Below are 24,942 nucleotides of genomic sequence, written 5' to 3'. Positions count from 1 at the left end.
GAGGTCCGTCATGGGGGAGGGGGGGGGGAAGGATCAGGAAGGGAAGGCTGGGGAGGCGAGGGCCTCCCCAGACCCCTCGGGCCCTTGGTGAGCGGGGCGGGGGTTAGGGCTCGTCGGGGCGGGGCAGGTGGCGCAGGCGCAGGCGTCGGATCCGTCGCGGGTCGGCGTCGATAATCTCGAACTCCGGTCCGCCCTCGCGCACAATGATCTCGCCTCGCGTCGGTACCCGGCCAGCCAGACGAAACACAAGGCCGCCCAAGGTGTCGATCTCCTCGCGCTCTTCGTCGGTAAAGTGGACCCCGAAGCGCGCCTCGAAATCCTCCAGATCCAAGCGGGCGTCGGCCTCAATCGCACCGTCGTCCAGCATCACCAGATCAGGGGTTTCGTCCTCGTCGTATTCGTCCTCGATATCGCCGACAATCTGCTCGATCAGGTCCTCGATCGTCACCAGACCGTCAATACCGCCGTACTCATCCACAATCAAGGCCATGTGGGTTCGGCGCTGGCGCATCTCCAGCATCAGGTCCAGGACGCGGGCACTAGGCGACACATACAGCAGTTCCCGAGCGACTCCCTCCAGGCACTGAGGCAACTGGGCCGGGGGGCGGACCAGATCCTTGATATGGATCATTCCCAACACATTGTCCAAGGTGTCCCGAAAAACCGGCAATCGGGAGTGACCACTCTCGGCGAACAGCGCCAGGGCTTCCTCCAGCGGGGTCGCCACGTCCAGACTGATGATGTCGGCCCGCGGCACCATGATGTCTTCGACCGTGACATCACCCAACCGCAAAATGTTCGCAAACAAGAGGCGCTCATGGTCGGACAGCGGCTGGCCGCCATCGTCCCGGGCCTCGGCCAACGCCTCCAKGGTCTCCTGAACGCTGCCCTCGGCTCCTCGGGAGCGAAAAACCCCGCGCAAAAAGCCGCTTAAGCCCCCGTTGGAACGTTCCTCTGCGTCGCGTCCCGCTCCTCCAGCGTCAGACCGACGGGAAGGAGCGCTGGGAGACGGCGGGTCGTCGGCCGGCGACGACGAGGCGGACGGGCTCATGACCCAACGCCGTCCAGGGCGGCGTGGGGGTCTTGGATGCCATGCTCCGCCAGAATGGCCGTTTCCAGGCCTTCCATCTCGACTGCCTCCTCGTCTTCTTGATGATCATAGCCCAGCAGATGCAGCACACCGTGCACCGCCAGATGAAAGACATGATCGGCCACGGGGATGCCTTGGTCCAAGGCCTCGCGCAGCACGGTCTCGCGGGCGATCACAACGTCCCCCAGCAACACCACCGCGCCGGGCGGCGGCAAGGGCTCCTCGGCATCCAGCGCCGCAAACGACAAGACATTCGTTGGCGCATCCTTGTCACGCCACTCCCGGTTCAGCGCCTGGATCCGGGCATCATCGCAAAGAACCACGCTCAGGTCCAAGGGCGTGCCCTCGGCCAAGTCCAGGCCCGCTGGATCTCCCCCGAGGAGAGCCGCGCGGATCGCCCGCGTCAGCAGGACCGGCACGTCGGGAACGGCCTCACCCCAGGCTGAGTCCTCCACCTGAAGCGAAGCCGTGGCGGGGTAGGCCGGCGTGCCCACCTCCAGATCGAAAAGGGCAGGGGCGGCGTCAGCGGGCATGGCGGATCTCCAAAGAGCCGTCGCGGCGGTCATACGCGCGCACGATGCGGGTCACCAAGTCATGGCGCACCACGTCCTGGTCGGTAAACACCACCTTGCCAATCCCCGGCTCGCCATCCAGCACCTCCAGGGCATCGCGCAAGCCGGACTTGGCGCCCAGCGGCAGGTCCACCTGGGTCGCGTCGCCGGTGATCACCATGCGGCCGTTCTCCCCCAGGCGGGTGAGAAACATTTTCATCTGGGTCGGCGTGGTGTTCTGGGCTTCGTCAAGAATGACAAAGGCGTTGGCCAAGGTGCGCCCGCGCATGAACGCCAGCGGCGCCACTTCAAAGTCACCACTTTCCAAACGCCGCGCCACTTCGTCGCCGGGCAGCATGGCATGGAGCGCGTCGTACATCGGGCGCAGGTAGGGATCGACCTTGTCGCGCATGTCGCCGGGCAAAAAGCCAATCCGCTCTCCGGCCTCAACGGCCGGTCGCGACAAAATAATGCGCTCGACCCGCCGCTGCACAAACAGCGACACCGCCATGGCCACCGCCAGATAAGTTTTGCCCGTGCCCGCCGGCCCCAGACCAAACACCAGATCATGGGTGAGCATGGCTTCAAGGTAGCGGGCCTGATTGGGCGAGCGCGCCTTGATCTCGGTCTTGCGGGTGCGCACGCTGGCCACCGGCACCACCGCCTCGCCCGCCAGCCGCACCGCCGCATCAACCTCGGCCGGGCCCAACGCACTACCGCGCCCGGCCTGGGCATACAGGGCGTCCAAAACCTCCAGGGCGGTTTGCACCCGATCCGACGGCCCACTCACCGTCAGTTGGTTGCCACGCCCGGCCACCGTGATCCCCAGAACCTGCTCCAGGCGATCCAGGTTTTCGTTGCCCACACCGATCACCGCCTGCAAGGCCGCATTGTCGGCAAAGACCCGCGAGACCTGGGTGGTGCCGGCGCTCACGCCCGCCTCCGCGCCAAGACGGGATCCTCGACCTCGCCAGCCAGACTGAGCGGTCCCGCCGACACCAAACGCACCCGCACCAAGTCGCCAATCTCCAGCCCCGGATGGGTGACGTGGACCGGCTGCATCATCGGGGTGCGCCCGATCAACTGGCCGGGATGGCGCCCGCGACGATCCACCAAAACCTCCACGCTCTGGCCAACGCAGGCCTGCAACGCCGCCGCTTGGTGCACGCTCAGGCGCTCTTGCACCCGGGCCAGACGGGCCGACTTTTCCTCGTCGGCCAGTTGCCCCGGCAGGGCCGCCGCCGGTGTGCCCGGACGCGCGCTGAACTTGAAGGCATAGGAGTGCACAAAGCCCACCGCATCGATCAAGGACAAGGTGTCGAGAAGGTCGGCCTCGGTCTCGCCGGGGTGGCCCACAATGAAATCCGACGCAATCGCCAGATCGGGCCGCACCGCCTTGAAGCGCTCGATCAAGCCCAGGTAGGTCTTGCGGTCATGCCCCCGGTTCATGGCTTGCAGCACCCGGTCCGACCCCGACTGAACCGGCAGATGCACAAACGGCATCAGCACCGGATTGTCACGATGCGCGGCGATCAGATCGTCGCTCACATCACGCGGATGGCTGGTGGTGTAGCGCAGACGGGCCAGCCCCGGGATCTCGGCCAAAGCGTCAAGCAGCCGGGCCAAGGACCACGGCCGGCCGTCGGGACCCTCCCCGTGGTAGGCATTGACGTTCTGCCCCAGCACCGTGATCTCGCGCGCGCCGCTGGCCACCAGGGAACGTGCCTCCGTCAGCACCGCTGACGCCGGCCGCGAGTACTCGGCGCCTCGGGTATAGGGCACCACGCAGTACGCACAAAACTTGTCGCAGCCCTCCTGCACCGACAAAAAGGCGCTGGGACCATCGGCGGTGGGTTGGGGCAGGGCATCAAACTTCGGTTCAGGGGGAAACGAGGTGTCGATGGCCCGCCCGGCGGCCCGCTCGACCCGGGCGATCAGCTCGGGCAGGCGATGATAGGCCTGGGGCCCGACCACCACATCCACCAGGGACATGCGGGTCATCAGGGCCTCGCCCTCGGCCTGGGCCACGCAGCCGGCCACGGCAACAACCATGCGCCCGCCCTCCTCGGCCCGCGCCGCTTTCAGCGGCCGCAAGCGGCCCAGGTCGGAGAAGACCTTTTCCGCCGCCTTTTCCCGGATATGGCAGGTATTGAGAATGACCAGATCGGCGCCCTCGGGGCGGGCGATGAGATCATAGCCCCAGAGGCGCCAGGACATCGACCATGCGGCCGGCGTCGTAGACGTTCATCTGGCACCCGTAGGATTTTATAAAAAAGTTTTCTCTGTCCCACTGTCGTGCGGCTACCACCGCTCCTGTGATCACGTGTGAGGAGGCTACCACCCACCCGCCCGCTGTCAAGCCTCTGCCCGGCCACGCAGGGCTTGGCGAACCCCGGCCACCACCAGGGCCTCGCAGTGGGTGGACAGAGCCTTGCGCGAGGCAAACGCGTCGGCGCGCACCGGATCATGGAAAACCACCTCGACCGTGCCCACGCCAAACGCCAGAACCTGAAAAAGATGCGGCGCCAGATCCATGGCCCCATACCACGCATACAAGGGCCGCCATGCCCGCCCCATGGGCAGCCCATCCACCCGGGTATAGGCCAAGGACACCGGCTGCACCGTCACCGGCCGGGGGCTGCTTTCCCCCTCCAGAACCACCGCCTCCTCGGCCACCGAAAACAGGGCGCTCTTGAAGGGATAGACCCGGTTGCCGTCGTTGCTGGTGCCCTCGGGGAAAAGAATGAGCGCTTCGCCCTCGGCGAGGCGGCGCCGAATTTCGCTGCGAGCTTCGCCGGTGGCGGCGCGGCGCCGGTCAATCAGCACGGTGCGCGCCACCTTCGCCAACAGCCCGAAGCCCGGCCACGACCCAACCTCAGACTTGGCGACGAACACCCCGGGGATCAGACTGCCCAGCACTACAATGTCGAGATACGACGCATGGTTGGACACCACCATCAAGGGGCGCTCGGCCGCCAGGGCGCCCACCGCGTTGACCCGCAGGCGGATAATCCGCGCGACCACCCGCCAGTAAAAACGCCCGACCTCCCGATACCGCCAGCGGGCGATCATCAGCGCCGCGTAGGGCCCAAGAGTGATTAGGGTCCAAGCGACAAACAACACCAAGCGAGCGGTAGCGGAAACGTAGGAGAACATCGGGCTTTCCCTACAGGTCCAGATCGCGGGCCGTGCGATCGTAGTGTTTGTTGTATTTGTCGGTGATCAGGTCCGTTTTGACAATAACGCAAACATCGGTCGTGTTGAACTGATGATCAATCACCGCCCCGTCGCCAAAAAACCCGCCCAAACGCAGGTAGCCTTTAATCAGGGGCGGCAGTAGCGACATCGTGCGGCGGGCATCCAGGGCCTCGGCGGCAATGAGGTTCATCGGGCAGTAGCGCTCGGGAACCGCTCGCGGCCGCAAGGACAGCGACGCCAGATGATAGTGGTACAGATACGACAGTTGCGCCGCCAACACCGCCGGATCCGTCCCATGCAGGCTGGCACAGCCAAACATCAGGTCAATCTCGTGCCGGTGCGCATAGGCGGCAATCCCCCGCCAGAGCATCTGCATACTGGAGCGGTTGCGGTGCGACGCATCAACGCACGAGCGGCCCAGTTCCATAACATTACCGTCCATCGCCAAGATGGGCGTCAGGTCATATTCATCGGCGCTGTAAAACCGCCCGATATAGGCGGCGTGCTCCCGGCGCATCAGGCGATAGCAGCCCACCACCCGCTCCGGCCCCGTTCCTTGCGCGTGATCGATGACCAGAAGGTGGTCGGCAATCTCGTCGTAGGCATCAAAATCCTGTTTGCGCGCCGCCATTTCCGGCGTTGGCCGTGCCCCCATCTCCTCGTAGAAGACCCGATAGCGCAAGGAGAGGGCCGCTTGCACATCCTCTTCGGTCTGCGCCAGCGTCACTTCCAGCGACCCGGCGCGCAGATCCCCCAGAACACCCATCCCACACCCACTTCTTAAAACCACACCCGCGTCAAGACGGCTGCCAGACCGAGCCTAAGCTTGGTCATCCAAGGGCACGCCGTACAGCTCCAACCGGTGCCCGATCAGGCGGTACCCCAGCCGCCGGGCAATCTCCCGCTGGATCCGTTCGATTTCGTCGCTGTGGAACTCGATGACCGCACTGGAGTTGATATCGATGAGATGGTCGTGATGCTCATCGGAAACTTCCTCGTAGCGGGCCCGGCCGTCGCGGAAATCATGGCGCTCCAAGATCCCCGCCTCTTCAAACAGCCGGACGGTCCGATACACCGTGGCGATCGAGATCCGGGGGTCGATCTCGGTGGCGCGGCGGTACACCTCCTCGACATCGGGATGATCGACCGCCTCCGACAGCACCCGCGCGATCACGCGACGCTGTTCGGTCATCTTCATCCCTTTTTCCAGGCAGCGCTTTTCTATGCTCGACATCATGCGGCCCGTCCCTCGGTTCGTCGTTCGGCCCATCCTAGTGGCGGGGCGGCGTGTTGAAAAGGCATCGCGACACACATGCGCGATGCCTTTTCACCAGAGAATGAGCAGCCCCGTCTCAGGAGCCCGTCTGCGCACTGCGGTTGGGGGCGATCCCCGACACGTTCGGCCCGCGCCGCCAAGACCAACGGCTGCCCCGCGTCTTCGCGCTGGGGCAGCCCCGATGGTGCGTCAACCCTGATCGTGTCACAAAGACCGGGTCTGTGACTAGACCTCGGCTTCCCCTCGGCGGGCGCGGGTTCCCAGGCCGATCTTTTTGGCAAGCGAGCTGCGGTGGTTCGCGTAATTGGGGGCCACCATAGGATAGTCGGCCGGTAGTCCCCACTTTTCCCGGTATTCCTCGGGCGTCATGTCGTAAGCCGTCTTCAGATGGCGCTTCAACATCTTCAGCTTCTTGCCATCTTCAAGACAGATAATGTAGTCCGGCGTCACCGATTTCTTGATCGGCACAGCGGGCTGCGGCTTTTCCTCAACTTCGGGCGGCGGACCGGCAAGATTGGTCAACGCGCGATGAACGTTCCCGATCAGGTCCGGCAGATCGGAAACCGGCACCGAATTGTTGCCAACGTGCGAGGCCACGATCCGGGAGGTAAGCTCGATGATTTCTTTATCACTCAGAGGAGATGTCATCAACCGGCCTTTCAGTGTACTCGGGACTCATCGAACCATACTTCAGTGTGTCCGAAAACGGAAGCCTCTTCAACACAGCAAAAAAGGAAACTTTCCAATGGACAGCGCCGAGACCCCCTACACTGCCTTTATTGACGTCAGCTCTGAAGTATGCCCCATGACCTTCGTCAAGATCAGGCTCCGGCTTGATGCCCTCGACCCGGGCGATGTTCTGGCCGTGCGTTTGAAAGGTGATGAAACGCTGACCAATGTCTCCCACTCTGCCCAGGCCTTGGGACACACCGTTCTGCCTTTTGCCCCCGCCTCCCCCGAGTCCCTCCCCGACATCCACCACCTTTCGATCGTCGTGAACTCGAGAAATACCCGCCAAAAACGCTCTCTCCCCCCTTTTTCACCCAATACTTTTTAAGTATTCCCAGAATAAAAAGGGAGGGAGTAGAAGGGGAGGGAGCAGAAGGAGGGGAGGGCGATGGCGCGGTTCCAGCAAGGTCGGTTGCTGGAATGGTCACCGTGCGGGCATGGCCATCACCCGCGTTGACCACCACGACATGATCAACCGCCCCCTGGACCGCCACGCGAAACGCGCCATCAGCGTCGGTTTGGGTTTCAGCCAGCAAGGCGCCGTTGGGATCCGTGACCCGGACCCATGCGCCGGCCGGGACCCGTCCCTGGCCGAAGTACGCCTGCCCCACCAGGGTTTGACCCTCGACGGTGACAAACAGCTTAAGGGCGTGAGCCCCGGCCGGAAAGGGCGCCAGGGCAACGACGACGAGCAGGACCAGCCCGGCAAAACGTGCGACGGTCATGGTGTGGCTCCTTGAAGGTGCAAAAGGTCGGGCCGAACGCGCCCTACCAGGGCGACCGCCGCGGCGCTGACCAAAGCTTCCACGACCAGGACCGGGGCGTTGCCAACCAAGACCAGGGTTGCCGCCGGCCAAAAAGCCTCGCCGGCCAAGCTCAAGGCGCCGGCCACCAGGAGGGCGGACAGCAAAAGGGCGCCGGCTCCGCATAGGCCGCCCAGTCCGGCGCTCAGGCCGTGGGTCTGGGCCCAGGGCCCCAAAACTCGCCACAGCCCGCCCATGAGAACGGCCGGCACGGCCATGCTCAAGGTGTTGACGCCCAGGGCCAGGACCCCGCCAAAGCCAAAGAACACCGCTTGCAAGATCAGGCCGACCAGCACCACCGGGAAGGCAGCCCAGCCCAGGACCATGCCCAGGAGGCCGGTTAGGATCAGGTGGGCGCTAGAGGGGCCGATGGGAACGTGGATCAGGCTGGCGACGAAAAACACGGCGCCCAGCAAGGCGCAGGCGGGCAGGCGTTCGGGCGTGAGGGCGACCAGACCGCGCACGACCCCGGCCCCCGCTAGGCCTGCTGCGGGTAAGGCCACGCTTAAGGGGAGAATGCCGTCGGCAAGGTGCATCAGGGGGCTCCTCGAAGGGGGCAAGGGGACGGGAAAAAGGGAAGGCTGGGGAGGCAGGCCTCCCCAGGCCCCTTCTTTTAGCGGGGCATGTCCTGGGTGTTGACCCACAGGAGGGCGCCCAATTCGACGGGGACGTCCTTGCCGTCGGGGGTTTTTCATTGGGGTGGGGCCGTCAATCAACGCGGCGAGGCCCCACCAGCCGGCGCGCGGCAGGCCGACGCTAAAGGTGCCGTTGGCGTCGGCATGGACGACCTGGGTGGTGAAGATCTCGGCCGGGGGCTTGATCTTGCCCTCGCTGCGGTACTCGATCTCGACCGGGGCGTGGGGCACCGGCTGGCCGTTGTGCAGGACAACACCGGTGAACACCTGCCCGGCATAAAGGCCGTAAGGGCGGGTTAGGGGGCGGATTTCCACGGGGAAGCCGACCAGGGTGTCCCATCCCTCGTCGGCCCCAAAGGCATCGACCACCACCTTGGTGTAGTGGACGATCATCTTTTCCTCGGCTGGCTCCCAATAGGGGGCGGGCTCGACAAAATAAATGTAGTCGCCGGGGGTGCGCGGGGTGTGGGTCAGGCGGTAGGCCTGCTGACCGTCACTTTGGCGCTCGCTCAAGGCGGCCTTCAAGTCTTGCGTGGTGTCTCCCACCCGCACGCCCACCCGGGCCGGCTGGCCCATGGGCATGACCGGGCCATGGGCCATGGGGTGAGTGAAGGTCAGGTCCAAGGTCACCGGTCCCGGCGCGCTGCCCTCGATCACGGCGCGGTCGGGAATCAGTTCTTGGAAGTGGGCCAAGGCGGGGGCGATACCTCCCCCGAGAACGGCCAGGGCCAAGATGGCGGAACGGGCGGCGGACATGGTGGCGCGACTCCCCCCTTGTGGGTCAGGCCGTTGATCACGGCGTCGCATAATCATGCGCGTCGAGCGAGAGCCTGTCCAGGTGTCGGCGGCAGTCCGCGAGGGCCCGAGGTTGACGGAGTCGGGGGGGTGTGTTCCCCTTTACGTCATTCTCGCCGAACCCAAGAAGAGGTGGTCGTGGCGTCCAAACCCCGAGTCCTGTCGATCAGCCCTATTCTGGCCGTGCACGACGTGGCGGCGAGCGTGCGGTTCTATGTGCGCCATCTCGGCTTTGAGCGGATTTTTGTCGAGGAGGACGAGAGCTACGGGGTGGTGGCCTATGACGGCCAGTCGGTGCATTTTACCCGCGCCGAGAGCCCGGCGGCGCAGCGTCTGACCCGAACCCGGCTGGCTCTTTATATTTCGGTGCAAGGAATCGAGGGGCTGTGGCGCGCGGTGCGGGCCAATCCGCCGTCAACCCGGGTCCGGGCCCTGGAAACCACCCCCTGGGGGGGGCAGGAGTTCCAGGTTGTCGATCCTGATGGCTGCTTGCTGCGCTTTGGCGAGGAGCCGAGCTAGCCGCTTTTCGGGCCTGAGGGAGCGCCGCCGCCGCCGCAGCGACTTGACACCCCCTTGCACCCTCCGTATTTTGCCCGGGCTTTTCCGACGGATCGCCACCGGGAAGCGGGCGCGCCATGGAACGGATCGGGAGACCGGGGCCGGGCCGGGCCGCTGTGGCTTGGGGGGATGTCTACCGCATGAATGAACCGGACGTACCGGGCCCGGACGAGATCGCTGCGCGCCTGTCACAGGCTCGAGAGCGAGAAGCCGTGCGCCACGGGAAAGAGGCCGGCGACCAGGGTCCGGGGGGGCCCGCGGGTCGGGCGTCGGGTCTGGGCATTGGCATGCGCATCAGCATCGAACTGGTCACCACGGTGGCTGTTGGCGGGGCGCTGGGCTACGGGCTTGACACCTGGATCGGATCCGCGCCGATCGGCTTGGTGGTGTGCCTGTTGCTGGGAGGCGCGGCCGGCGTCTCGAATGCGTATCGTGTGGTCAAGGGGCTCGACGACGCCGTCGGCCTGGGCGCCGCGATCGCGCGCAAGGAAACAAAGGAAGGGAACAAGAGCCGTGGCCAGTCCGGTTGAACAGTTCGCCATCAAACCCCTGGTGCCCATCCATGTGGCGGGCCTCGACCTCTCCTTCACCAATTCGTCCTTGATGATGGTGGCGGCGGTCGCCCTGTCCGGTGCCTTTTTCTGGTTTGCCACCGCGCGACGCACCGTCGTTCCGGGTCGCCTCCAGAGCGTCGCCGAACTGATGTACGAATTTATCGCGAACATGATCCGCGACAATGTGGGCAAGGAGGGGATGAAGTATTTCCCCTATATCTTCACGCTGTTTGTGTTCGTGTTTCTGGGCAACATGATCGGTATGTTGCCGTACTCCTTTACCTTCACCAGCCACATCGCGGTCACGGCCGGGCTGGCGATCGCGGTCTTCGTCGTTGTGACCATTATCGGGTTTGCCCGGCACGGGACCCATTATCTGCGGATGTTTTTCCCGCACGGGGCGCCCCTGGCCACCGCACCGATCCTGATCCCGATCGAGCTGATTTCCTACCTGTCGCGTCCCTTCAGCCTCTCGGTCCGACTTTTTGCCAACATGACCGTCGGCCACATCATGCTGAAGGTTCTCGCTGGTTTTGTGGTGGCCCTGGGGATTGTCGGAGGCTTGGTGCCTTTCGCGGTGGTCTTGGGCATCACGGTGCTTGAGTTCTTCATTGCCGCGTTGCAGGCCTATGTCTTTACGATCCTGACCTGCATCTACCTCAACGACGCCATCAACATGCACTAAGTCCGGCGTCGGAGAGGCTCTCTCCACCGGTCCAACTGCCTCATTTACTTGAAAGGGAAGTTCCATGGAACCTGAAGCCGCGAAGCTGATCGGCGCTGGTCTGGCCGCCATTGGCATGATCGGGTCTGGTATCGGCGTGGGCAACATCTGGGCGAACCTGATCGCCACCGTTGGCCGCAACCCGGCCGCCAAGTCCAGCGTCGAGCTGTATGGCTGGATCGGCTTTGCGGTGACGGAAGCGATTGCGCTGTTCGCCCTGGTGGTGGCGCTGATCGTTCTGTTCGCCGCGTAAAGCGCACGGCCGCGACGGCGGATCTCCTGGACCTTTCCGATCGCCGCCTTTTTGGGGCGGCGGTCTTCGAGGTCCCGGGACCGCCGGCGGGGCGCGCGGTTCGTCGCGCGCTGGGCCACCGCTCTCTGGCCTGGGTGTCCGCCTGGGCGCCGGAGCGTCAGGCTCCGATCGATCCCTTCACGCCGCCTTGCCCGCCGCGGGAGCCTCCGAGCATGCCTCAATTTGATTTTTCGACGTTTCCGTCTCAGTTTCTCTGGCTGGCGGTCACCATCGTCCTTCTGTACGTGGTGATGTCCCGGCTGGCGATCCCCCGTCTGGCCGAGACGCTGGATCAGCGCCAGAAGATGATCGACGACGACCTGGAACAGGCCGAGCGTCTCAAGAGCCAGACCGAGGCCGCCATCGCTTCCTACGAAACCGCCCTGGCTGAGGCCCGCGCCAACGCCCAGGACGCCATTCGCACCGTGACCGAGGCCGCCACCCAGGAGGCCACCGCCCGGACCACCGAGGTCAACGCCCGTCTCGCCAGCCAGATCAAGGACGGCGAATCCCGCATTGCCAAGGCGCGGGATAACGCGCTGGCCAATGTCCGCGAGGTCGCCAGCAGCGTTGCCCAGGGCATCGTGTCGCGTCTGGCTGGCCTTAGCGTGGAAGCCAAGCGGGTTGACGGCGCCGTCGCCACCGTCCTCAAGGAGCAAGGCCGATGATCTCCGCCGCTCTCGCCGCCGAGACCGGGCACGAGGCCGCCCACGGCGCCCATCCCACCGGATTTGCCGATCCGGCCTTCTGGGTTGCCGTCGCGTTCGTGATTGTTGTCGGCTTTGTCTTCCTCAAGGCCCGGCGCAAGGTGCTCGGCATCCTGGATGCCCGCGCCGCCGAGATCAAGGCCCGCATCGACGACGCCCGGCGCCTGCGCGAAGACGCCCAGGCCATGCTGGCCGACTACCAGCGCCGCCAGCGTGACGCCCTGAAAGAGGCCGAGGACATCGTCCGCCACGCCCAGGAAGAGGCCAAGCGCCTGCGCGCCAAGGCCGAAGCCGACCTGGACGCCTCCATCAAGCGCCGCGAACAGCAGGCCATGGAGCGCATCGCCCAGGCCGAAGCCCAGGCCCTGGCCCAAGTCCGCAACACCGCCGCCGATGTTGCCATTGCCGCCGCCGGTCGCGTCATGGGCGAAGCCCTCGGCGACAAGGAGCGCAATAGCCTGATCCAGGACACCATCAAGGACCTGCCCGGCCGCCTCAACTAAGCCAACGAGGGGGCTGGGGAGGCCCGCGCCTCCCCAGCCTTCTAGTCTCCCGCCCACGGAATCGGCGCCAGCCGCTTGGCATGGCGCATCACCACCAGCGTGGTGAAACTGCGCACGTGTTCGTCTGCATGCAGCACCTCGCGCGTAAACGCCTCATAGCGCTCCATGTCGCGCGCTACGACCCGCAGCACCAAATCATGGTCGCCGGTTACATACCACGCATCAATCACCTCGGGCGCCAAGCGCAGCCGCCGCAGCGTCTCGTCAATGATCGGCCCCCGATCACGCTCCAGCGTCACCAGCACCAGCATCGATAACGGCCAGCCCTGGGTGCGCGGCGCCACCACCGCCATCTCCCGCTCAATCGCTCCCGACTCTCGCAACTGCCGCACCCGGCGATAACACGCCGGCGCCGATAACCCAATCCGCTCGGCCAGCGCCGGCATCGGCAGACGCGCATCCTCTTGCAGAGCTTCCAAAATAAGACGGTCAAACCTGTCCATCGGGGATCCTTTCGGGGAGGGGTGCTTCGCTTCGGGGTAATCGGGGCTGCCGCCCCGAACCCCGCCTGGGAGGCCGCGCAAGGCCCCAGCGCTGACCACCTGGGCGCCATCGGCAATCTGGAAAGCGCCGGCGATCATCAACAAGGTGGTGGCCAAGGGCAGCACGGCCTGGGCGGCGGGGTCGTTTTGGTCCAAGAACAGCCCGGCGATAACGCTCGGGAACAGCAGCAACAAGACCGCCGTCAGGGTCATGAAGGCAACGCCCAGGCCCAGCGCCACCCAGCCCGACCGCCCGGCCCCTGCCGCATCCCCCGCGCCGATGGCCAAACCCACCCGCACCGTCGCCGCCTGGGCCAGCCCCATGGGCACCATGAAGGTGATGGCCGCCACCTGAAGGGTGATGGCGTGGGCGGCAATGGCCTGGGCTCCGATCAGGCCGCAGAGAAAGGCCGCCGCGTTGATGCCCGTGACCTCGAAGCCCATGGTGAGGGCCATGGGGATCCCGATGCGCAGCAACTCGCGGCTATTCTTTCGGTCGATCCGCCAGAAGCGGCCGATCAGGGCATAGCGGCGCAAGTGCCGGTCCACGAGGGCATAGCCGAGCAGGGCCAGGAACAAAAAGGCGTTGGCGAGCGCCGCCGCCAGCCCGGCCCCGGTCAGGCCGAGAGCCGGGGCCCCCAGATGGCCGAAAATCAACGCCCAGCCCAAGATCGCATTGAGGACCACGGCAACGGCCGTCACCCCCAAGGGGACGCGCGGACGCTCCAAGGCGGCGAAGAAGCAGCGCAGGGTCTGAAAGGCCAGCGCCGGGAACAGCCCGAACAGCATGGCCCGCAAATAGGTTTGGGCGCCCTCGCTCAACACCGGATCTTGGCCCAGCGCGCGCAAAATCAGCCCGCTGTGCCACAGAAAAATCCCGGCGACGAGGGCAACGCCCAAACTAAGCCAAAGGCCCTGCCGTGTGATCCGACGCACCGCGCGCACCGAGTGGCGCTTGGCGCCCAGGGTCTGGGCCAGCAAAGGCTGGGTGGCCGTGACCAAGCCAACGCCAAGAACGAACACGGCCCAAAACAGGTTGAGGCCCAAGGTGCCGGCGGCCAGCGCATCCGGCCCCAAGCGGCCTAGCAGTAAGGTATCGGTGGTGCCAATGGCCACCTGGGCCACATTGGTTAAAACAAGGGGCGCGCCCAAGGCCAGCGTGGCCCGAGCCTCGGCCGCCCAGGTCCGAACGGGGGGAAGCATGATGTGTCCTTTACCTTCGTGAGCCCTATGCTACCGCTGGAACGCGAGGGCTGGGAAGGCTGTGTGACAAAGGGCATGGAGCGGGCGCCCGTCCCCTCCTGCCGAGAGCCCCCCGTCTTCTCACTCAGGGGATCTTTCGGTCCGTGACAGCTCTTTTCGATGAAGAAACGAAGAGGTATACTTCTCGCTGAAGTCGTATAGTGGGGCGTTGCCGGTCGTTCGTCGCACGAGGAGGGGCCATGGGTGAGGAAGTCCCTCGAACCGACCCGAGTGATCCGGGAGGGGAACCGTCTGTTGCTGTGAAAAAGCCTCGGATCTCTCGCCCGTGGGGGCCGGTGCTCGGAGCGGGCCTGATCCTTCTGGTGGCGGCCTGGGTCGGGGAAGCGTGGTGGCTTACCCAGACCCGCGCCCAGGAGCGCCTCCGTGACCTGATCGCGCGCGAGAGCCAGGAGGCGGCCTATGATGCCGAGATTCTCGCCGCCCAGTGTCGCGTGAGTTTCGCGCACGTTCGGACCATTCCCATGATCCTGGCCAGCAAGGAAACGGTGCTGGCGCGGCTGGCCGACTTTGGGCCCGATGTCTTACCGTCGCCGCTCGCGCCCGAGGACCGCAACCGGCTGTGGCGGGCCGACCCGGGCCTCGCCCAGTTGGCGGCCCAACTTCGGGCCCTGATCGGTCGTCGTGACATCACGGCGCGGGGCCTTTGGGTGATGAACGCGGCGGGCGATACCATCGCGATCGCGGCCCCGGTGGCTGGTGTGGATTATACGGGCGCAAATTATAGCGATCGCGCTTATTTCAAACAGGCCCGGATGGGGCAAGATGGGCAACAGTTCGCTCTGGGAAAAATCGGGAAAATTCCCGGGTTTTTCTTTACATCTCCGGTGATGCTGGGTGGACATTTTTTGGGGGCTATTGGGGCACGGGTCAATTTGGCCGATCTTGCCGAGCGTTTTGGCCCGGATACCTTTCTGACCGACATCCATGGCGTCATCATTTACGCCCATGATCCCGACCTGCGCATGAAAGTCGTGCCCGGAGCGACGGTGGAAGCGCTCTCTGCTGACGAACGGCGCGGTCGTTATCAGCAAGAAACCTTTGTTGCCGTCGATCTCCAGCGCTCGCCCAAGGAGGGCGAGGATGGGGCCTATCGGCGTTTGGGGAGCGACCTCCCTTGGATCCATGCCGAGCGCGATGGCGATCTGGTGACGGTCCATGTCTTGCGGGAACTCACCTCCGTGGCTTCCCTGCGCGACGATCAGCAGCGGTGGTTCGTTTTGTCCAGCGTGGCCGGGTTTTTTCTCCTTCTGTTCGGGGCGGCCTGTGTGCTGTATGTCCTCGAAAGTCGGCGTCATGCCCGTCATCTGGCGCAGCAGGCCTCAACCGATGTCCTGACCGGATGCGCGAACCGCCGTTATTTCCTTATCTTGCTCCAGGCCGAAGTCCAGCGTGCGTCCCGTTATCGCGAGGACTTTTGTTTGCTGGCGCTGGACCTGGATCACTTCAAACAGGTCAACGACCACTACGGCCATCAGGGGGGCGACGTGGCCTTGTGTCGGTTTGCCGCGATGACCCAAACCCTGTTGCGCACGACGGACCACGTCGGGCGGCTGGGCGGCGAGGAGTTCTCGGTGCTGCTGCCCCGGACCTCGGTTTTGGAAGCGACCCGGATCGCCGAGCGCCTGCGCCGGACCCTGGCCGCGACCCCCATGAAGGTCAACGGTGCCGAGTTTGTCGTGACCGTCAGCATCGGTGTCGCCTGCTGGGATGCCTCCCGCCAGGAAACCGCCGAGGACATGCTGATCCGCGCCGATGAAGCCCTCTATCGCGCCAAGCACAACGGTAGAAACCGGGTGGAAGTCAGCTCCTCGTCCCCGAAACGAACGCCTCCCCTGGTATCCCATGCCTCCGGGGGACACACAAGCCCCCGTGGCGTGTCAATAACCCCGAGGCCAGGGGGTCCAAGGGGGCCCCCCGGCCCCCGTTCGCCTTGATCCCTACCCAAACCGGGCCCGCGCCACCTTGGACGCCGTCGGCCGCCCTAGCACCGCGCACAAACGGGTGCCAGCCCGCGCCACCGCTTCAAGATCGACACCGGTCGCCAGCCCCAGGCCGTCCAGCATATAAAGCACGTCCTCGGTAGCAACGTTGCCCGAGGCCCCCTTGGCGTAAGGGCAGCCGCCGAGGCCAGCGACCGCGCTATCAACCACCCGCACGCCCCGATCCAACACTGCCAGAAGATTGGCCAGCGCTTGGCCATAGGTATCGTGAAAGTGGGCGGCAAGGCTGGTGACGGGCAGCGAGGCGGCGAGGGTGTCGATCAGGGCGCGGGCCTGACCCGGGGTGCCAACGCCGATGGTGTCGCCCAGCGAGATCTCGCTGGCACCCAGGGCGTGCAGGGCCTCGGCGACGCGCACCACCTGGGCCACCGGCACGGCGCCCTCGTAGGGGCAGCCCAGGACGCATGAGACATAGCCCCGGATTCGCCAGCCCAGGGCGCGGGCGGCGCTGGCGACCTCGCCCAAGCGCTCCAGGCTCTCGGCGATGGAACAGTTGATGTTGCGCTGGGAAAAGCTCTCGGAGGCCGCCGCGAACAGGGCGATGTCGTGGACGCCCTGGGCCGCTTGCGCCGCCTCCAGGCCCTTGAGGTTGGGCACCAAGACGGTGTAGCGGGTGCCGGGGTGGCGGGTAAGACCGGCCAGGACGGCATCGGTCCCGGCCATTTGCGGCACCCAGCGCGGCGAGACAAAGCTGCCCACCTCGATTTCCGGCAGGCCGGCGGCGCTTAGGGCGTCGATCAGGGCGATGCGTTCGGCCACCGGCACGGGGGTGGGCTCGTTTTGCAGGCCGTCGCGCGGGCCGACCTCGACGATGCGCACGCGGTCGGGGGGGGAGGCGGTCATCGGGCCTCCTCCAGCACCAGCAGGCGGGCGCCATCGTCCACGGCGTCGCCCACGCCAAACAGGACTTCGGCGACGGTGCCGGCCTGGGGGGCGGCGATGGTGGTTTCCATTTTCATGGCTTCGAGGACCATCAAGGGCTGGCCGCGTTCGACGCTGTCACCGACGCCGACCAGGACCTGGACCACCCGTCCCGGCATGGGGGCGACCAGCGAGCCGCCCACATCGGCATCGGCGTCGTGGGTGGGGCCGGGCAGGCCGACCACGTGCTGGCGGCCATCGGCCAGAATCACCAGATCATCGCCGAGGCGAACCACGGTGGCGCGTCGGGCGAGGCCGTCGATTTCGGCGACCAGATCGCCGGTCGCGGCGTCGGCGGCGAGATCCCCGGGGGCGGTGAGCACGCCGGACGCCGCGTGCGCCCGACCCTCGGGCAAGGTGAAGGTAAAGCCGCCATCGCGCCGATAGTGAACGCCCACCCGCACCGGAGTGCTGCCGTCGCGCAGGTCGAGGGCGTGGGCGTCGCGGTCATTGATGCGCCAGCCATCGGCCCGGTGCCAGGGCGAGGTCGGATCGCCCGAGGCGGCGCGGCGCCGGGCGGCTTGGTTCTGCTCGGTCAGGACCAGGAACAAGGCGGCCAGGACCAGGGTGTCGGCCTCCAGCGGCCGGGGCTCGGGGAACAGGGCGCCGGCGTGAGTCTCGATAAAGCCGGTCGAAAGGTCGGCGGCGGCAAAGGCCGGGTGGGCCGCCACCGCCCCCAGGAATTCCAGGTTGGTGGCCACCCCAGCCACGCGCAAGGCGGCCAAGGCGCCCTTGAGCCGTCCCAGGGCCGCCGTGCGGTCCACATCCCAAACGATCAACTTGGCCAGCAGCGGGTCGTAATGGATGCCGATGATGTCGCCTTCCTCGATGCCGCTATCGAGCCGCACATGCGGGCTGGCGGCGGGCGGGCGGACCACCCGCAGGCGACCGGTGGCGGGCGCGAAGCCGCGGGCCGGGTCCTCGGCGCAGATCCGGGCCTCGAAGGCGTGGCCCTGGGCCGAGATCCGCTCCTGGGTCAGGGGCAGGGGCAGGCCGGCGGCGACGCGCAGTTGCCATTCCACCAGATCAAGGCCGGTGATCATTTCGGTCACCGGGTGCTCGACCTGAAGGCGGGTGTTCATTTCGATGAAATAGAAAGCGTCGCCCTCGACCAGAAACTCCACCGTGCCCGCGCCGTAATAGCCGATGGCCTGGGCGGCGGCGCGGGCGGCGCTGGCCATGCGGGCGCGCAGATCAGGGGCAAGGCCGGGGGCCGGCGCTTCCTCGATGACCTTTTGGTGGCGGCGCTGCACCGAGCAATCGCGGTCGAACAGGGAGACGATTCCGCCATGGGTATCGCCGAACACCTGGACCTCGACGTGACGCGGTCGCGCCAGATATTTTTCCAGCAGCACGGCATCGTCGCCAAACGCCGCCTTGGCCTCGCGGCGGGCGGCGGCCAGGGCCGGGGCGAAGTCCTCGGCCGCTGTGACCACCCGCATGCCTTTGCCGCCGCCGCCGGCGCTGGCCTTGATCAGCACGGGAAAGCCCAGGCGGGTGGCGGCCTCGGCCAGGGCATTGTCGTCGGCCTCGGCCTCGTGGAAGCCGGGGGACCAAGGGCACACCGGCCTCGGCCATCAGGCGCTTGGAGGCGGCCTTGGAGCCCATCACTTCAATGGCGGTGACGCTGGGACCGATGAACACCAAGCCAGCCTCGGCGCAGGCCCGGGCAAAGGTCGCGTTTTCCGACAAAAAGCCATAACCCGGGTGCACGGCCTGGGCGCCGGTCAGGCGGGCGGCTTGGATCAGGCGCTCTTGCACCAGATAGCTTTCGGCGGCCGGGGCTGGGCCCAGGCGCACGGCCTCGTCGCACAGCCGGACGTGGCGGGCGTTGGCGTCGGCGTCCGAGAACACGGCCACGGTCTTGATGCCCAGGCGCTTGGCGGTACGGGCGATGCGGCAGGCGATTTCCCCGCGATTGGCGATCAGGATTTTCTCGAACATAGTCCCTCCCTGGGGATTTTTTTTCTGAGTCCCTTAACGGCATGAGGGGTTTGGGGAGGCGAGCCTCCCCAGCCTTAAGAAGGCCAAGGCTGGGGAGGCTCGCCTCCCCAGACCCCTCGTCACGAAAAAAAGGCCTAGGGGCGCCAGGCCGGGGGGCGTTTGGCCAGGAAGGCGCTGACACCCTCGCGGCCGTCGGTGCTGGCGCGGGCGTCGGCGATGCGTTGGGCGGTCTCCAGCATCAAAGCGTCGTCGCCCGGGCGGCGGCCTTCCAGGGTGTGGAGCAGGGCCTTGGAGGCGGCTTGGGCCTCGGGGCTGCCTTGGAGCAACGCGGCGATCAGGTCGGCGGCCGCGCTGTCCAGGTCGGGCACCACGGCGCTGACCAGACCCAGGGCGAGGGCGCGGGAGGCATCGAAGCGCTCGCCGGTCAAAAACAGGCGGCGGCAGGCCCGAAGGCCGATGGCGCGCGCCACATAGGGCGAGATCGCCCCGGGCACGAGGCCCAGGCGGACCTCGGAGAGGCTGAACAGGGCATCCTCGCGGGCGAGCGCGATGTCGCAGGCCGCCACCAGTCCGACCCCACCGCCAAACACCGGCCCGTGGACCAAGGCCACGGTCGGGCGGGGGCAGCGGTCGAGGGTGCGCATCAGGCGGGCCAGGGCCAAGGCGTCGGCGACGTTTTCCTCGGGGCTGTAGGCGGCCATGCGCTGCATCCAGGTAAGGTCGGCGCCCGCGCAAAAGGCGGGGCCGGCCCCGGCCAGGACAATGACCCGGGTGGTGGGATCGGCGCCCCAGCGGGTGACGGCGGCGTCGAGGGCGGCGATGACGTGCTCGTCGAAGGCGTTGCGCACCTCGGGCCGGTTGAGGGTGAGGCGGACGATGCCGCGTTCGTCAAGATGTTCTAGAACAACTGTCAAGATCCCTCCCTCCCTACATGCGGAAGATGCCGAACGACGCCTTGGGGATTGGCGCGTTGAGGGCAGCGGACAGGGAGAGACCCAGGGTCATGCGGGCCTCGGCGGGATCAATGATGCCGTCGTCCCACAGCCGGGCGCTGGCATAGTAGGGGTTGCCTTGGGTTTCGTATTGAGCGCGGATCGGGGCCTTGAAGGCGTCCTCGTCCTCGGCCGACCACGCGGTGCCCGCGGCCTCCAGGGCGTCGCGGCGCACCTGGGCCAACACGTTGGCCGCCTGCTCGCCGCCCATCACGGAAATGCGGCTGTTGGGCCACGTCCACAGGAAACGCGGGTTATAGGCGCGGCCGCACATGGCATAGTTGCCGGCGCCATAGGAGCCGCCGATGATCATGGTCAGGCGGGGCACCGGGGCGCAGGCAACGGCAGTGACCATCTTGGCGCCGTCCTTGGCGATGCCCTGGGCCTCGTACTTGCGCCCGACCATGAAGCCGCTGATGTTTTGCAAGAAGATCAGGGGAATGCCGCGCTGGGCGCACAACTGGACAAAGTGGGCGCCCTTTTGCGCGCTCTCCGAGAACAAGATGCCGTTGTTGGCCACGATGCCGACGGGATAGCCGAACAGGCGGGCAAAGCCGCACACCAAGGTGGGGCCATAGAGGGCGCGGAACTCGTCGAGGCGCGAGCCATCGACAATGCGCGCAATGATCTCGCGCACGTCATAGGGCTTGCGCGGGTCGGCGGGCAAAATGCCGTAGATCTCGCTGGGGTCGTACAGCGGCTCTTCGGGGCTGCGGACATCCAGGTCCACCCGCTTGACCCGGTTGAGCCCGGCGACTACTCGGCGCGCCAGGGCCAGGGCATGGCGGTCGTCTTGGGCATAGTGGTCGGTCACGCCGGAGATGCGGCAATGGACATCGGCGCCGCCCAGGTCCTCGGCACTCACCACCTCGCCGGTCGCCGCTTTCACCAGGGGCGGGCCGCCCAGGAAGATGGTGCCCTGGCCGCGCACGATGATGCTCTCATCGGCCATGGCTGGCACATAGGCGCCGCCGGCGGTGCAACTGCCCAGCACCACGGCAATCTGCGGGATGCCGGCGGCGCTGAGGGTGGCCTGGTTGTAGAAGATCCGACCGAAATGATCGCGGTCGGGAAAGACGTCATCCTGGCGCGGCAGAAAGGCACCGCCGGATTCCACGAGATAAACGCAAGGCAGGGCGTTCTCGCGGGCGATTTCTTGGGCGCGCAGGTGCTTTTTGACCGTGAGGGGGTAGTAGGAGCCACCCTTGACCGTGGCGTCATTGGCGACGATGACGCACTCGGTGCCCTCGATGCGGCCGATGCCGGTGATGATGCCCGCGCCCGGCACCGGGTCGTCGTAGACCTCCCAGGCGGCAAAGGGGCTGAGTTCGAGAAAGGGCGAGCCAACATCAAGCAAGGTGCGCACGCGCTCGCGTGGCAGCAACTTGCCCCGGCCGACATGGCGCTCACACGCGCGCGGCCCGCCGCCGGCCTTAACCACCCCCATGGACCGGCGCAACTCGGTCACTAGAGTGTCCATGTGGGCAGCATTCGTCTTGAAGTCACTGGACCTCGTGTTGAGGGCACTCTTGATCACACTCACCAGACAGACCTCCCCTATAAACTATTTTTTCTTTTTGTCATCACACGGGCCGTTTATTTTTATTTCAGATCGGAGGGGTCTGGGGAGGCCCGCCTCCCCAGCCTTCCTTTTTTGTTTTTTACCACCCCCCTCGCGTCAACCACCCGTCGATCATGTCCAACCGATCAGCCCCCCAAAACGGCTCGCCATCAACGAGCACATAGGGGACCCCACACACCCCATCCTTGCGGGCCCGCTCGACCTCCTCGAACAGCCGCTGCTTCCAAGGCGCGCTGGTGATCGCCGCCAAAAACGCCGCCCGCTCATGGCCCAGCCCGGCCGCGATGTCGGCCACGACCTCGGCCGCGCCGATATCGCGCTGGTCTTGGAAGTAGGCGCGAAATACGGCCAGGGCATACAAGCGGGCCGCCTCGCGGCTCTGGTCGCGGATCAGGTGAAAGCCCCGGGCCGCCGCCGCCGTGTTGAGCGGAAAGACATCGGGCAAGCGGCCGGTGAGGCCATACAGGCGAAAACAGCGCTCAACGTCGCGGCGGAAGTAGGCGCCCTTGAGCGGCTGCTCGGCCAACGGTCGGTTGCCGCTTTCTTGCATGAGCGGCCCCACCAGAATGGCCCGGCCGCGCACCTCGCGGGTGTGACGCTGGGCGATCTGGGTCAGGCGCTCGGCGGCGATCCAGCTATAGGGGCTGGTGAAGTCGAAGTAGAAGGTCAGGGGCTCGGGCATGGCCTCACCAAGGAACGTTGGCGCCGGTATAGGCAAGGAAGCGTCCGCTGTCGGCCGGGGTCAGGCCGTCGATCACCCGGCGCAGGCCGGTGACGGACTCCGGGGCGTCGATCATGCCGTTGGGGCCGCCCATGTCGGTGCGCACCCAACCCGGGTGCAGGGCGGCAACGGTGATGCCATCGGCGCGCAGGTCGAGGCTCAGGCTCTTGACCACGGCATTCAAGGCGGCCTTGGACGAGCGGTAAATATACTCGCCGCCCGAGGTGTTCTCGGTCATCGAGGCCATGAGCGAGGAGACGTAAACGGCCTTGGCCCCCGGCGCCAGGCGCAGGTTGGGCAACAAGGCCTCGGTCAGTTTGAGGGGCGCGATGGTATTGACCCGGAAGGTGTGCTCCCAGGCCGCGATATCCACCTCGGTCAAGGCTTGCGCCCCGCCGTAGACGCCGGCATTGCACACCAGAAGGTCGAGGGGACGGCCCTCCAGGCGCGAAGCAAACACCGGAATGGCGCCCGGTTCGGCGACATCCAGGGCCAGTTCCTCGACGCCCAGCGCCCCCAGGGCGTCGGCGCCGATGGGATCACGGCAGGTGGCAATGACATCCCAGCCGGCGGCCTTGTACTGCCGCGCGAATTCCAGGCCGAGGCCCCGGTTGGCGCCGGTGATGAGAACGGTGGGCATCGAATCCTCCTCAAGGTTCTTGCGTTGGGGGACCGCCAGGGGGGCCTAGGGGGTTAGACGCGCTCCACGGCCAAGGCAGTGGCCTCGCCGCCGCCAATGCACAGGCTCGCCACCCCCCGCCGCGTTCCCTGGCGGGCGAGCGCGTTGAGCAAGGTCACCACGATGCGCACGCCCGAGGCGCCGATCGGATGGCCCAGCGCACACGCGCCGCCCAGACTGTTGACCCGTTCGGGATCCAGGTCCAGATCCCTCAGGGCCGCCAGGGTGACAACGGCGAAGGCTTCGTTGATTTCCCAGGCCTCGACCGCGTTCGTGGTCCATCCCGTCCTGTCCAAAAGGCGACGGCAGGCCCCGGCCGGGGCGGTGGTGAACCACTGGGGCTCTTGGGCAAAGGCGGCATGGCCGTGCACGATCGCCTGGATCGGCCAGCCCTCGGCCTGGGCTACCGAGGCTCGCGTTAGCAGCAAGGCGGCGGCGCCATCGGAAATCGAGGAACTGTTGGCCGCCGTCACCGTGCCATCAGCGCGAAACGCCGGCTTGAGGGTGGGAATGCGCGCCGGATCGGCCTTGGCCGGCATTTCGTCCTGGCTCACGCTCACCGCGCCACCCTTGGCCGGCACCGACACCGCGACGATTTCGGGGGCGAAAGCGTCGGCGGCCTGGGCAGCCTGGGCCCGGGTCAAAGAGCGCACGGCCCAGGCGTCTTGCTGGGCGCGGTCGAAGCCATAGGCCTGGGCGGTGTCCTCGGCAAAGGTGCCCATCAGGCGGCCGCGGTCGTAGGCATCTTCCAGGCCATCCAGAAACATGTGGTCACTGACCGTGCCGTGGCCCAGGCGATAGCCGCTGCGCGCCCGGTCCAGGAGGTAGGGCGCATTGGACATGCTCTCCATGCCGCCGGCCACCACCACCCGAGCCACCCCGGCTTGGAGGGCATTGACGGCAAGAATGGTCGCCTCCATGGCCGAGCCGCACATCTTGTTGATGGTGGTGCAGGGCACCGACCACGGCAGCCCCGCCGCATGGGCCGCCTGACGGGCCGGCGCCTGCCCCCAGGCCGGCCGGCAGAACACAGCCCATCAGCACACTGTCCACCTGGGCGGCGGCGCCGGGTGCGGCGTCTAGCACCGCCTTGATCGCCACGCCCCCCCAGCGCCGGGGCCCGTAGACCCGACAAAAGACCCTGGAACGCCCCCATGGGCGTGCGACGGGCGGAAACGATCACGATGGGGTCTTGAGACATGGGGGATTCCCTCCTTGGTGGGTGGTGGGAGGGGGCGCGGTTTGGAAAACGCCGGCACCCAAATCGCCCCGCTGGTGACCTTGTTCGGCCCCGTGCGCCGCGTCACCGCGCTGGCCACCCACCGCGCCGACGCCCAGGCCGCCCCGGACCTGTCCTTCGGCCTGCTGGAGTTCGACGACGGCGTCGTCGCCCGCCTGACCACGGCCACCACCGGCCCGGTCAACCGCTCCTTGCGCCTTGTCGGCACCGAGGGCTCGGCCAGCTTGGCCGACGTGTGGGATTTCCCGGCCCAGGCCAGCTTGAGCCCGGCGGGCTGCTCGGGCGCGCGCGGCCTCTTGCGCAAGGTGGAAGGGCTGGTCCAGGGCTGGGCCCCGGGCATCGGCCTCGGCCCGCGCCTGATCTCGGCCAAGCCCTCGACCATGGTGCGCTTGAAGGGCGGCGGCCCGCGCTTCGACTTCGCGCGTGGCATCTCGGCCCTGGTGGACGCGGTGCGCGGCGGCCCTAACCGGGTCCCGGCTTCGCTGGGCCTGCATATCTTGGAAGTGTCCTGGGCCCTGCAAGCCGCCCCGGGCAGCGCGACGCAGACCATCACCACCCAGCCCGAGCGCCCGGCCCTTTACGACTGGGCCAAATAACCCGAGGGGTCTGGGGAGGCCGCGCCTCCCCAGCCTTTTTTTAAGGG

25 protein-coding genes and 3 pseudogenes are annotated in these 24,942 nt (G+C 66.6%); 10 read left to right on the top strand and 18 right to left on the bottom strand.

The annotated features are described in order from the left end of the window. Window positions 1-103 precede the first annotated feature (103 nt). The 8 genes and pseudogenes from RSPPHO_RS01145 to RSPPHO_RS01110 form a co-directional block, all read right to left on the bottom strand. Window positions 104-1,051 (bottom strand): hemolysin family protein, encoded by a 948-nt coding sequence (locus RSPPHO_RS01145; RefSeq protein ID WP_014413450.1) that lies wholly within the window; start codon window positions 1,049-1,051, stop codon window positions 104-106. Beyond that, complete coding sequence (ybeY, locus tag RSPPHO_RS01140; protein WP_041793665.1) at window positions 1,048-1,623, bottom strand: rRNA maturation RNase YbeY; 576 nt, start codon at window positions 1,621-1,623, stop codon at window positions 1,048-1,050. Before ybeY ends, RSPPHO_RS01145 begins: the two co-directional genes overlap by 4 nt. Beyond that, window positions 1,613-2,575, bottom strand: coding sequence for a PhoH family protein (locus RSPPHO_RS01135; RefSeq protein WP_014413448.1), 963 nt, complete (start codon window positions 2,573-2,575; stop codon window positions 1,613-1,615). The genes ybeY and RSPPHO_RS01135 overlap by 11 nt, the downstream gene beginning before the upstream one ends. After that, window positions 2,572-3,889, bottom strand: a pseudogene (miaB, locus tag RSPPHO_RS01130) (tRNA (N6-isopentenyl adenosine(37)-C2)-methylthiotransferase MiaB). Before miaB ends, RSPPHO_RS01135 begins: the two are co-directional and overlap by 4 nt. 107 nt (window positions 3,890-3,996) lie before the next feature. Next, entirely contained in the window at window positions 3,997-4,797 is an 801-nt protein-coding gene (locus RSPPHO_RS01125; protein WP_014413446.1) for a lysophospholipid acyltransferase family protein, read from the bottom strand. A gap of 10 nt (window positions 4,798-4,807) precedes the next feature. Continuing rightward, window positions 4,808-5,605 (bottom strand): GNAT family N-acetyltransferase, encoded by a 798-nt coding sequence (locus RSPPHO_RS01120; RefSeq protein WP_041793664.1) that lies wholly within the window; start codon window positions 5,603-5,605, stop codon window positions 4,808-4,810. Between the two features lie 54 nt (window positions 5,606-5,659). Continuing rightward, on the bottom strand, window positions 5,660-6,076 hold the full coding sequence (locus tag RSPPHO_RS01115; RefSeq protein ID WP_041793663.1) for a Fur family transcriptional regulator: 417 nt from the start codon (window positions 6,074-6,076) through the stop codon (window positions 5,660-5,662). A gap of 264 nt (window positions 6,077-6,340) precedes the next feature. After that, complete coding sequence (locus RSPPHO_RS01110) at window positions 6,341-6,763, bottom strand: Ros/MucR family transcriptional regulator (RefSeq protein WP_041793662.1); 423 nt, start codon at window positions 6,761-6,763, stop codon at window positions 6,341-6,343. A gap of 97 nt (window positions 6,764-6,860) precedes the next feature. On the opposite strand from RSPPHO_RS01110, the gene RSPPHO_RS01105 reads away from it, so the two are divergent. Continuing rightward, entirely contained in the window at window positions 6,861-7,172 is a 312-nt protein-coding gene (locus tag RSPPHO_RS01105) for a sulfurtransferase TusA family protein (RefSeq protein ID WP_014413442.1), read from the top strand. Window positions 7,173-7,281: 109 nt separating this feature from the next. Beyond that, entirely contained in the window at window positions 7,282-7,584 is a 303-nt protein-coding gene (locus RSPPHO_RS01100) for a hypothetical protein (RefSeq protein WP_041793661.1), read from the top strand. Here RSPPHO_RS01100 and cbiM read toward each other — a convergent pair. Next, complete coding sequence (gene cbiM, locus RSPPHO_RS20700) at window positions 7,566-9,038, bottom strand: cobalt transporter CbiM (RefSeq protein WP_242390545.1); 1,473 nt, start codon at window positions 9,036-9,038, stop codon at window positions 7,566-7,568. The genes RSPPHO_RS01100 and cbiM overlap by 19 nt on opposite strands. A gap of 177 nt (window positions 9,039-9,215) precedes the next feature. Between cbiM and RSPPHO_RS01085 the strand changes: the two genes are divergently transcribed. The 6 genes from RSPPHO_RS01085 (at window position 9,216) to RSPPHO_RS01060 (ending at window position 12,415) form a co-directional block, all read left to right on the top strand. After that, entirely contained in the window at window positions 9,216-9,596 is a 381-nt protein-coding gene (locus RSPPHO_RS01085) for a bleomycin resistance protein (RefSeq protein WP_041796242.1), read from the top strand. A gap of 179 nt (window positions 9,597-9,775) precedes the next feature. Further along, entirely contained in the window at window positions 9,776-10,165 is a 390-nt protein-coding gene (locus RSPPHO_RS01080; RefSeq protein ID WP_041793659.1) for an AtpZ/AtpI family protein, read from the top strand. Beyond that, window positions 10,149-10,874 (top strand): F0F1 ATP synthase subunit A, encoded by a 726-nt coding sequence (locus tag RSPPHO_RS01075; protein ID WP_041793658.1) that lies wholly within the window; start codon window positions 10,149-10,151, stop codon window positions 10,872-10,874. Before RSPPHO_RS01080 ends, RSPPHO_RS01075 begins: the two co-directional genes overlap by 17 nt. A gap of 64 nt (window positions 10,875-10,938) precedes the next feature. After that, window positions 10,939-11,166, top strand: a complete 228-nt coding sequence (locus tag RSPPHO_RS01070) for an ATP synthase subunit C family protein (RefSeq protein ID WP_014413438.1) — start codon at window positions 10,939-10,941, stop codon at window positions 11,164-11,166. A 212-nt stretch (window positions 11,167-11,378) separates the two neighbouring features. Further along, window positions 11,379-11,873: a F0F1 ATP synthase subunit B family protein gene (locus RSPPHO_RS01065; RefSeq protein WP_041793657.1), complete on the top strand. Its 495-nt coding sequence runs from the start codon at window positions 11,379-11,381 to the stop codon at window positions 11,871-11,873. After that, the gene (locus tag RSPPHO_RS01060) at window positions 11,870-12,415 is read left to right on the top strand and encodes a F0F1 ATP synthase subunit B family protein (protein WP_014413436.1); all 546 of its coding nucleotides are present in this window, start codon (window positions 11,870-11,872) and stop codon (window positions 12,413-12,415) included. Before RSPPHO_RS01065 ends, RSPPHO_RS01060 begins: the two co-directional genes overlap by 4 nt. A 41-nt stretch (window positions 12,416-12,456) precedes the next feature. Here the strand turns inward: RSPPHO_RS01060 and RSPPHO_RS01055 are convergent, their stop codons facing one another. Next, window positions 12,457-14,160, bottom strand: coding sequence for an MATE family efflux transporter (locus tag RSPPHO_RS01055; protein WP_051013540.1), 1,704 nt, complete (start codon window positions 14,158-14,160; stop codon window positions 12,457-12,459). Between the two features lie 239 nt (window positions 14,161-14,399). Between RSPPHO_RS01055 and RSPPHO_RS01050 the strand changes: the two genes are divergently transcribed. Continuing rightward, a complete protein-coding gene (locus RSPPHO_RS01050) occupies window positions 14,400-16,154 on the top strand; it encodes a sensor domain-containing diguanylate cyclase (protein WP_081581612.1) in 1,755 nt (584 codons plus the stop codon). A gap of 3 nt (window positions 16,155-16,157) precedes the next feature. On the opposite strand, the gene RSPPHO_RS01045 is transcribed toward RSPPHO_RS01050, so the two are convergent. The 8 genes and pseudogenes from RSPPHO_RS01045 to RSPPHO_RS01015 all read right to left on the bottom strand — a co-directional run bounded on the left by RSPPHO_RS01045 (window position 16,158) and on the right by RSPPHO_RS01015 (window position 24,260). Continuing rightward, window positions 16,158-17,063 carry a hydroxymethylglutaryl-CoA lyase gene (locus RSPPHO_RS01045; RefSeq protein ID WP_014413432.1) on the bottom strand — a complete coding sequence of 302 codons (906 nt, stop codon included), beginning with the start codon at window positions 17,061-17,063 and terminating at the stop codon, window positions 16,158-16,160. Beyond that, window positions 17,060-18,706, bottom strand: a complete 1,647-nt coding sequence (locus RSPPHO_RS01040; RefSeq protein ID WP_014413431.1) for an ATP-binding protein — start codon at window positions 18,704-18,706, stop codon at window positions 17,060-17,062. Before RSPPHO_RS01040 ends, RSPPHO_RS01045 begins: the two co-directional genes overlap by 4 nt. 109 nt (window positions 18,707-18,815) lie before the next feature. Next, a pseudogene (locus RSPPHO_RS21645) lies at window positions 18,816-19,085 on the bottom strand (biotin carboxylase N-terminal domain-containing protein); the annotation flags it as partial. 134 nt (window positions 19,086-19,219) lie between these two features. Beyond that, window positions 19,220-19,999, bottom strand: coding sequence for an enoyl-CoA hydratase-related protein (locus RSPPHO_RS01035; protein ID WP_014413430.1), 780 nt, complete (start codon window positions 19,997-19,999; stop codon window positions 19,220-19,222). Window positions 20,000-20,012: 13 nt separating this feature from the next. Next, complete coding sequence (locus tag RSPPHO_RS01030; protein WP_014413429.1) at window positions 20,013-21,620, bottom strand: carboxyl transferase domain-containing protein; 1,608 nt, start codon at window positions 21,618-21,620, stop codon at window positions 20,013-20,015. Window positions 21,621-21,738: 118 nt separating this feature from the next. Continuing rightward, a complete protein-coding gene (locus RSPPHO_RS01025; RefSeq protein WP_041793655.1) occupies window positions 21,739-22,341 on the bottom strand; it encodes a 2-hydroxychromene-2-carboxylate isomerase in 603 nt (200 codons plus the stop codon). A gap of 4 nt (window positions 22,342-22,345) precedes the next feature. After that, window positions 22,346-23,020 (bottom strand): SDR family oxidoreductase, encoded by a 675-nt coding sequence (locus RSPPHO_RS01020; RefSeq protein WP_014413427.1) that lies wholly within the window; start codon window positions 23,018-23,020, stop codon window positions 22,346-22,348. A gap of 53 nt (window positions 23,021-23,073) precedes the next feature. Then, window positions 23,074-24,260: pseudogene (locus tag RSPPHO_RS01015) on the bottom strand (acetyl-CoA C-acyltransferase). Between the two features lie 41 nt (window positions 24,261-24,301). Between RSPPHO_RS01015 and RSPPHO_RS01010 the strand changes: the two are divergent. After that, window positions 24,302-24,895: a Gfo/Idh/MocA family protein gene (locus RSPPHO_RS01010; protein WP_014413425.1), complete on the top strand. Its 594-nt coding sequence runs from the start codon at window positions 24,302-24,304 to the stop codon at window positions 24,893-24,895. The last annotated feature ends 47 nt before the right edge of the window (window positions 24,896-24,942 follow it).

The sequence above is a fragment of the Pararhodospirillum photometricum DSM 122 genome (genome assembly GCF_000284415.1).
GTDB classification, from domain to species: domain Bacteria; phylum Pseudomonadota; class Alphaproteobacteria; order Rhodospirillales; family Rhodospirillaceae; genus Pararhodospirillum; species Pararhodospirillum photometricum.
The sequence above is the reverse complement of the archived record's forward strand: the minus strand, read 5'-3'. Positions and strand labels throughout refer to the sequence as shown.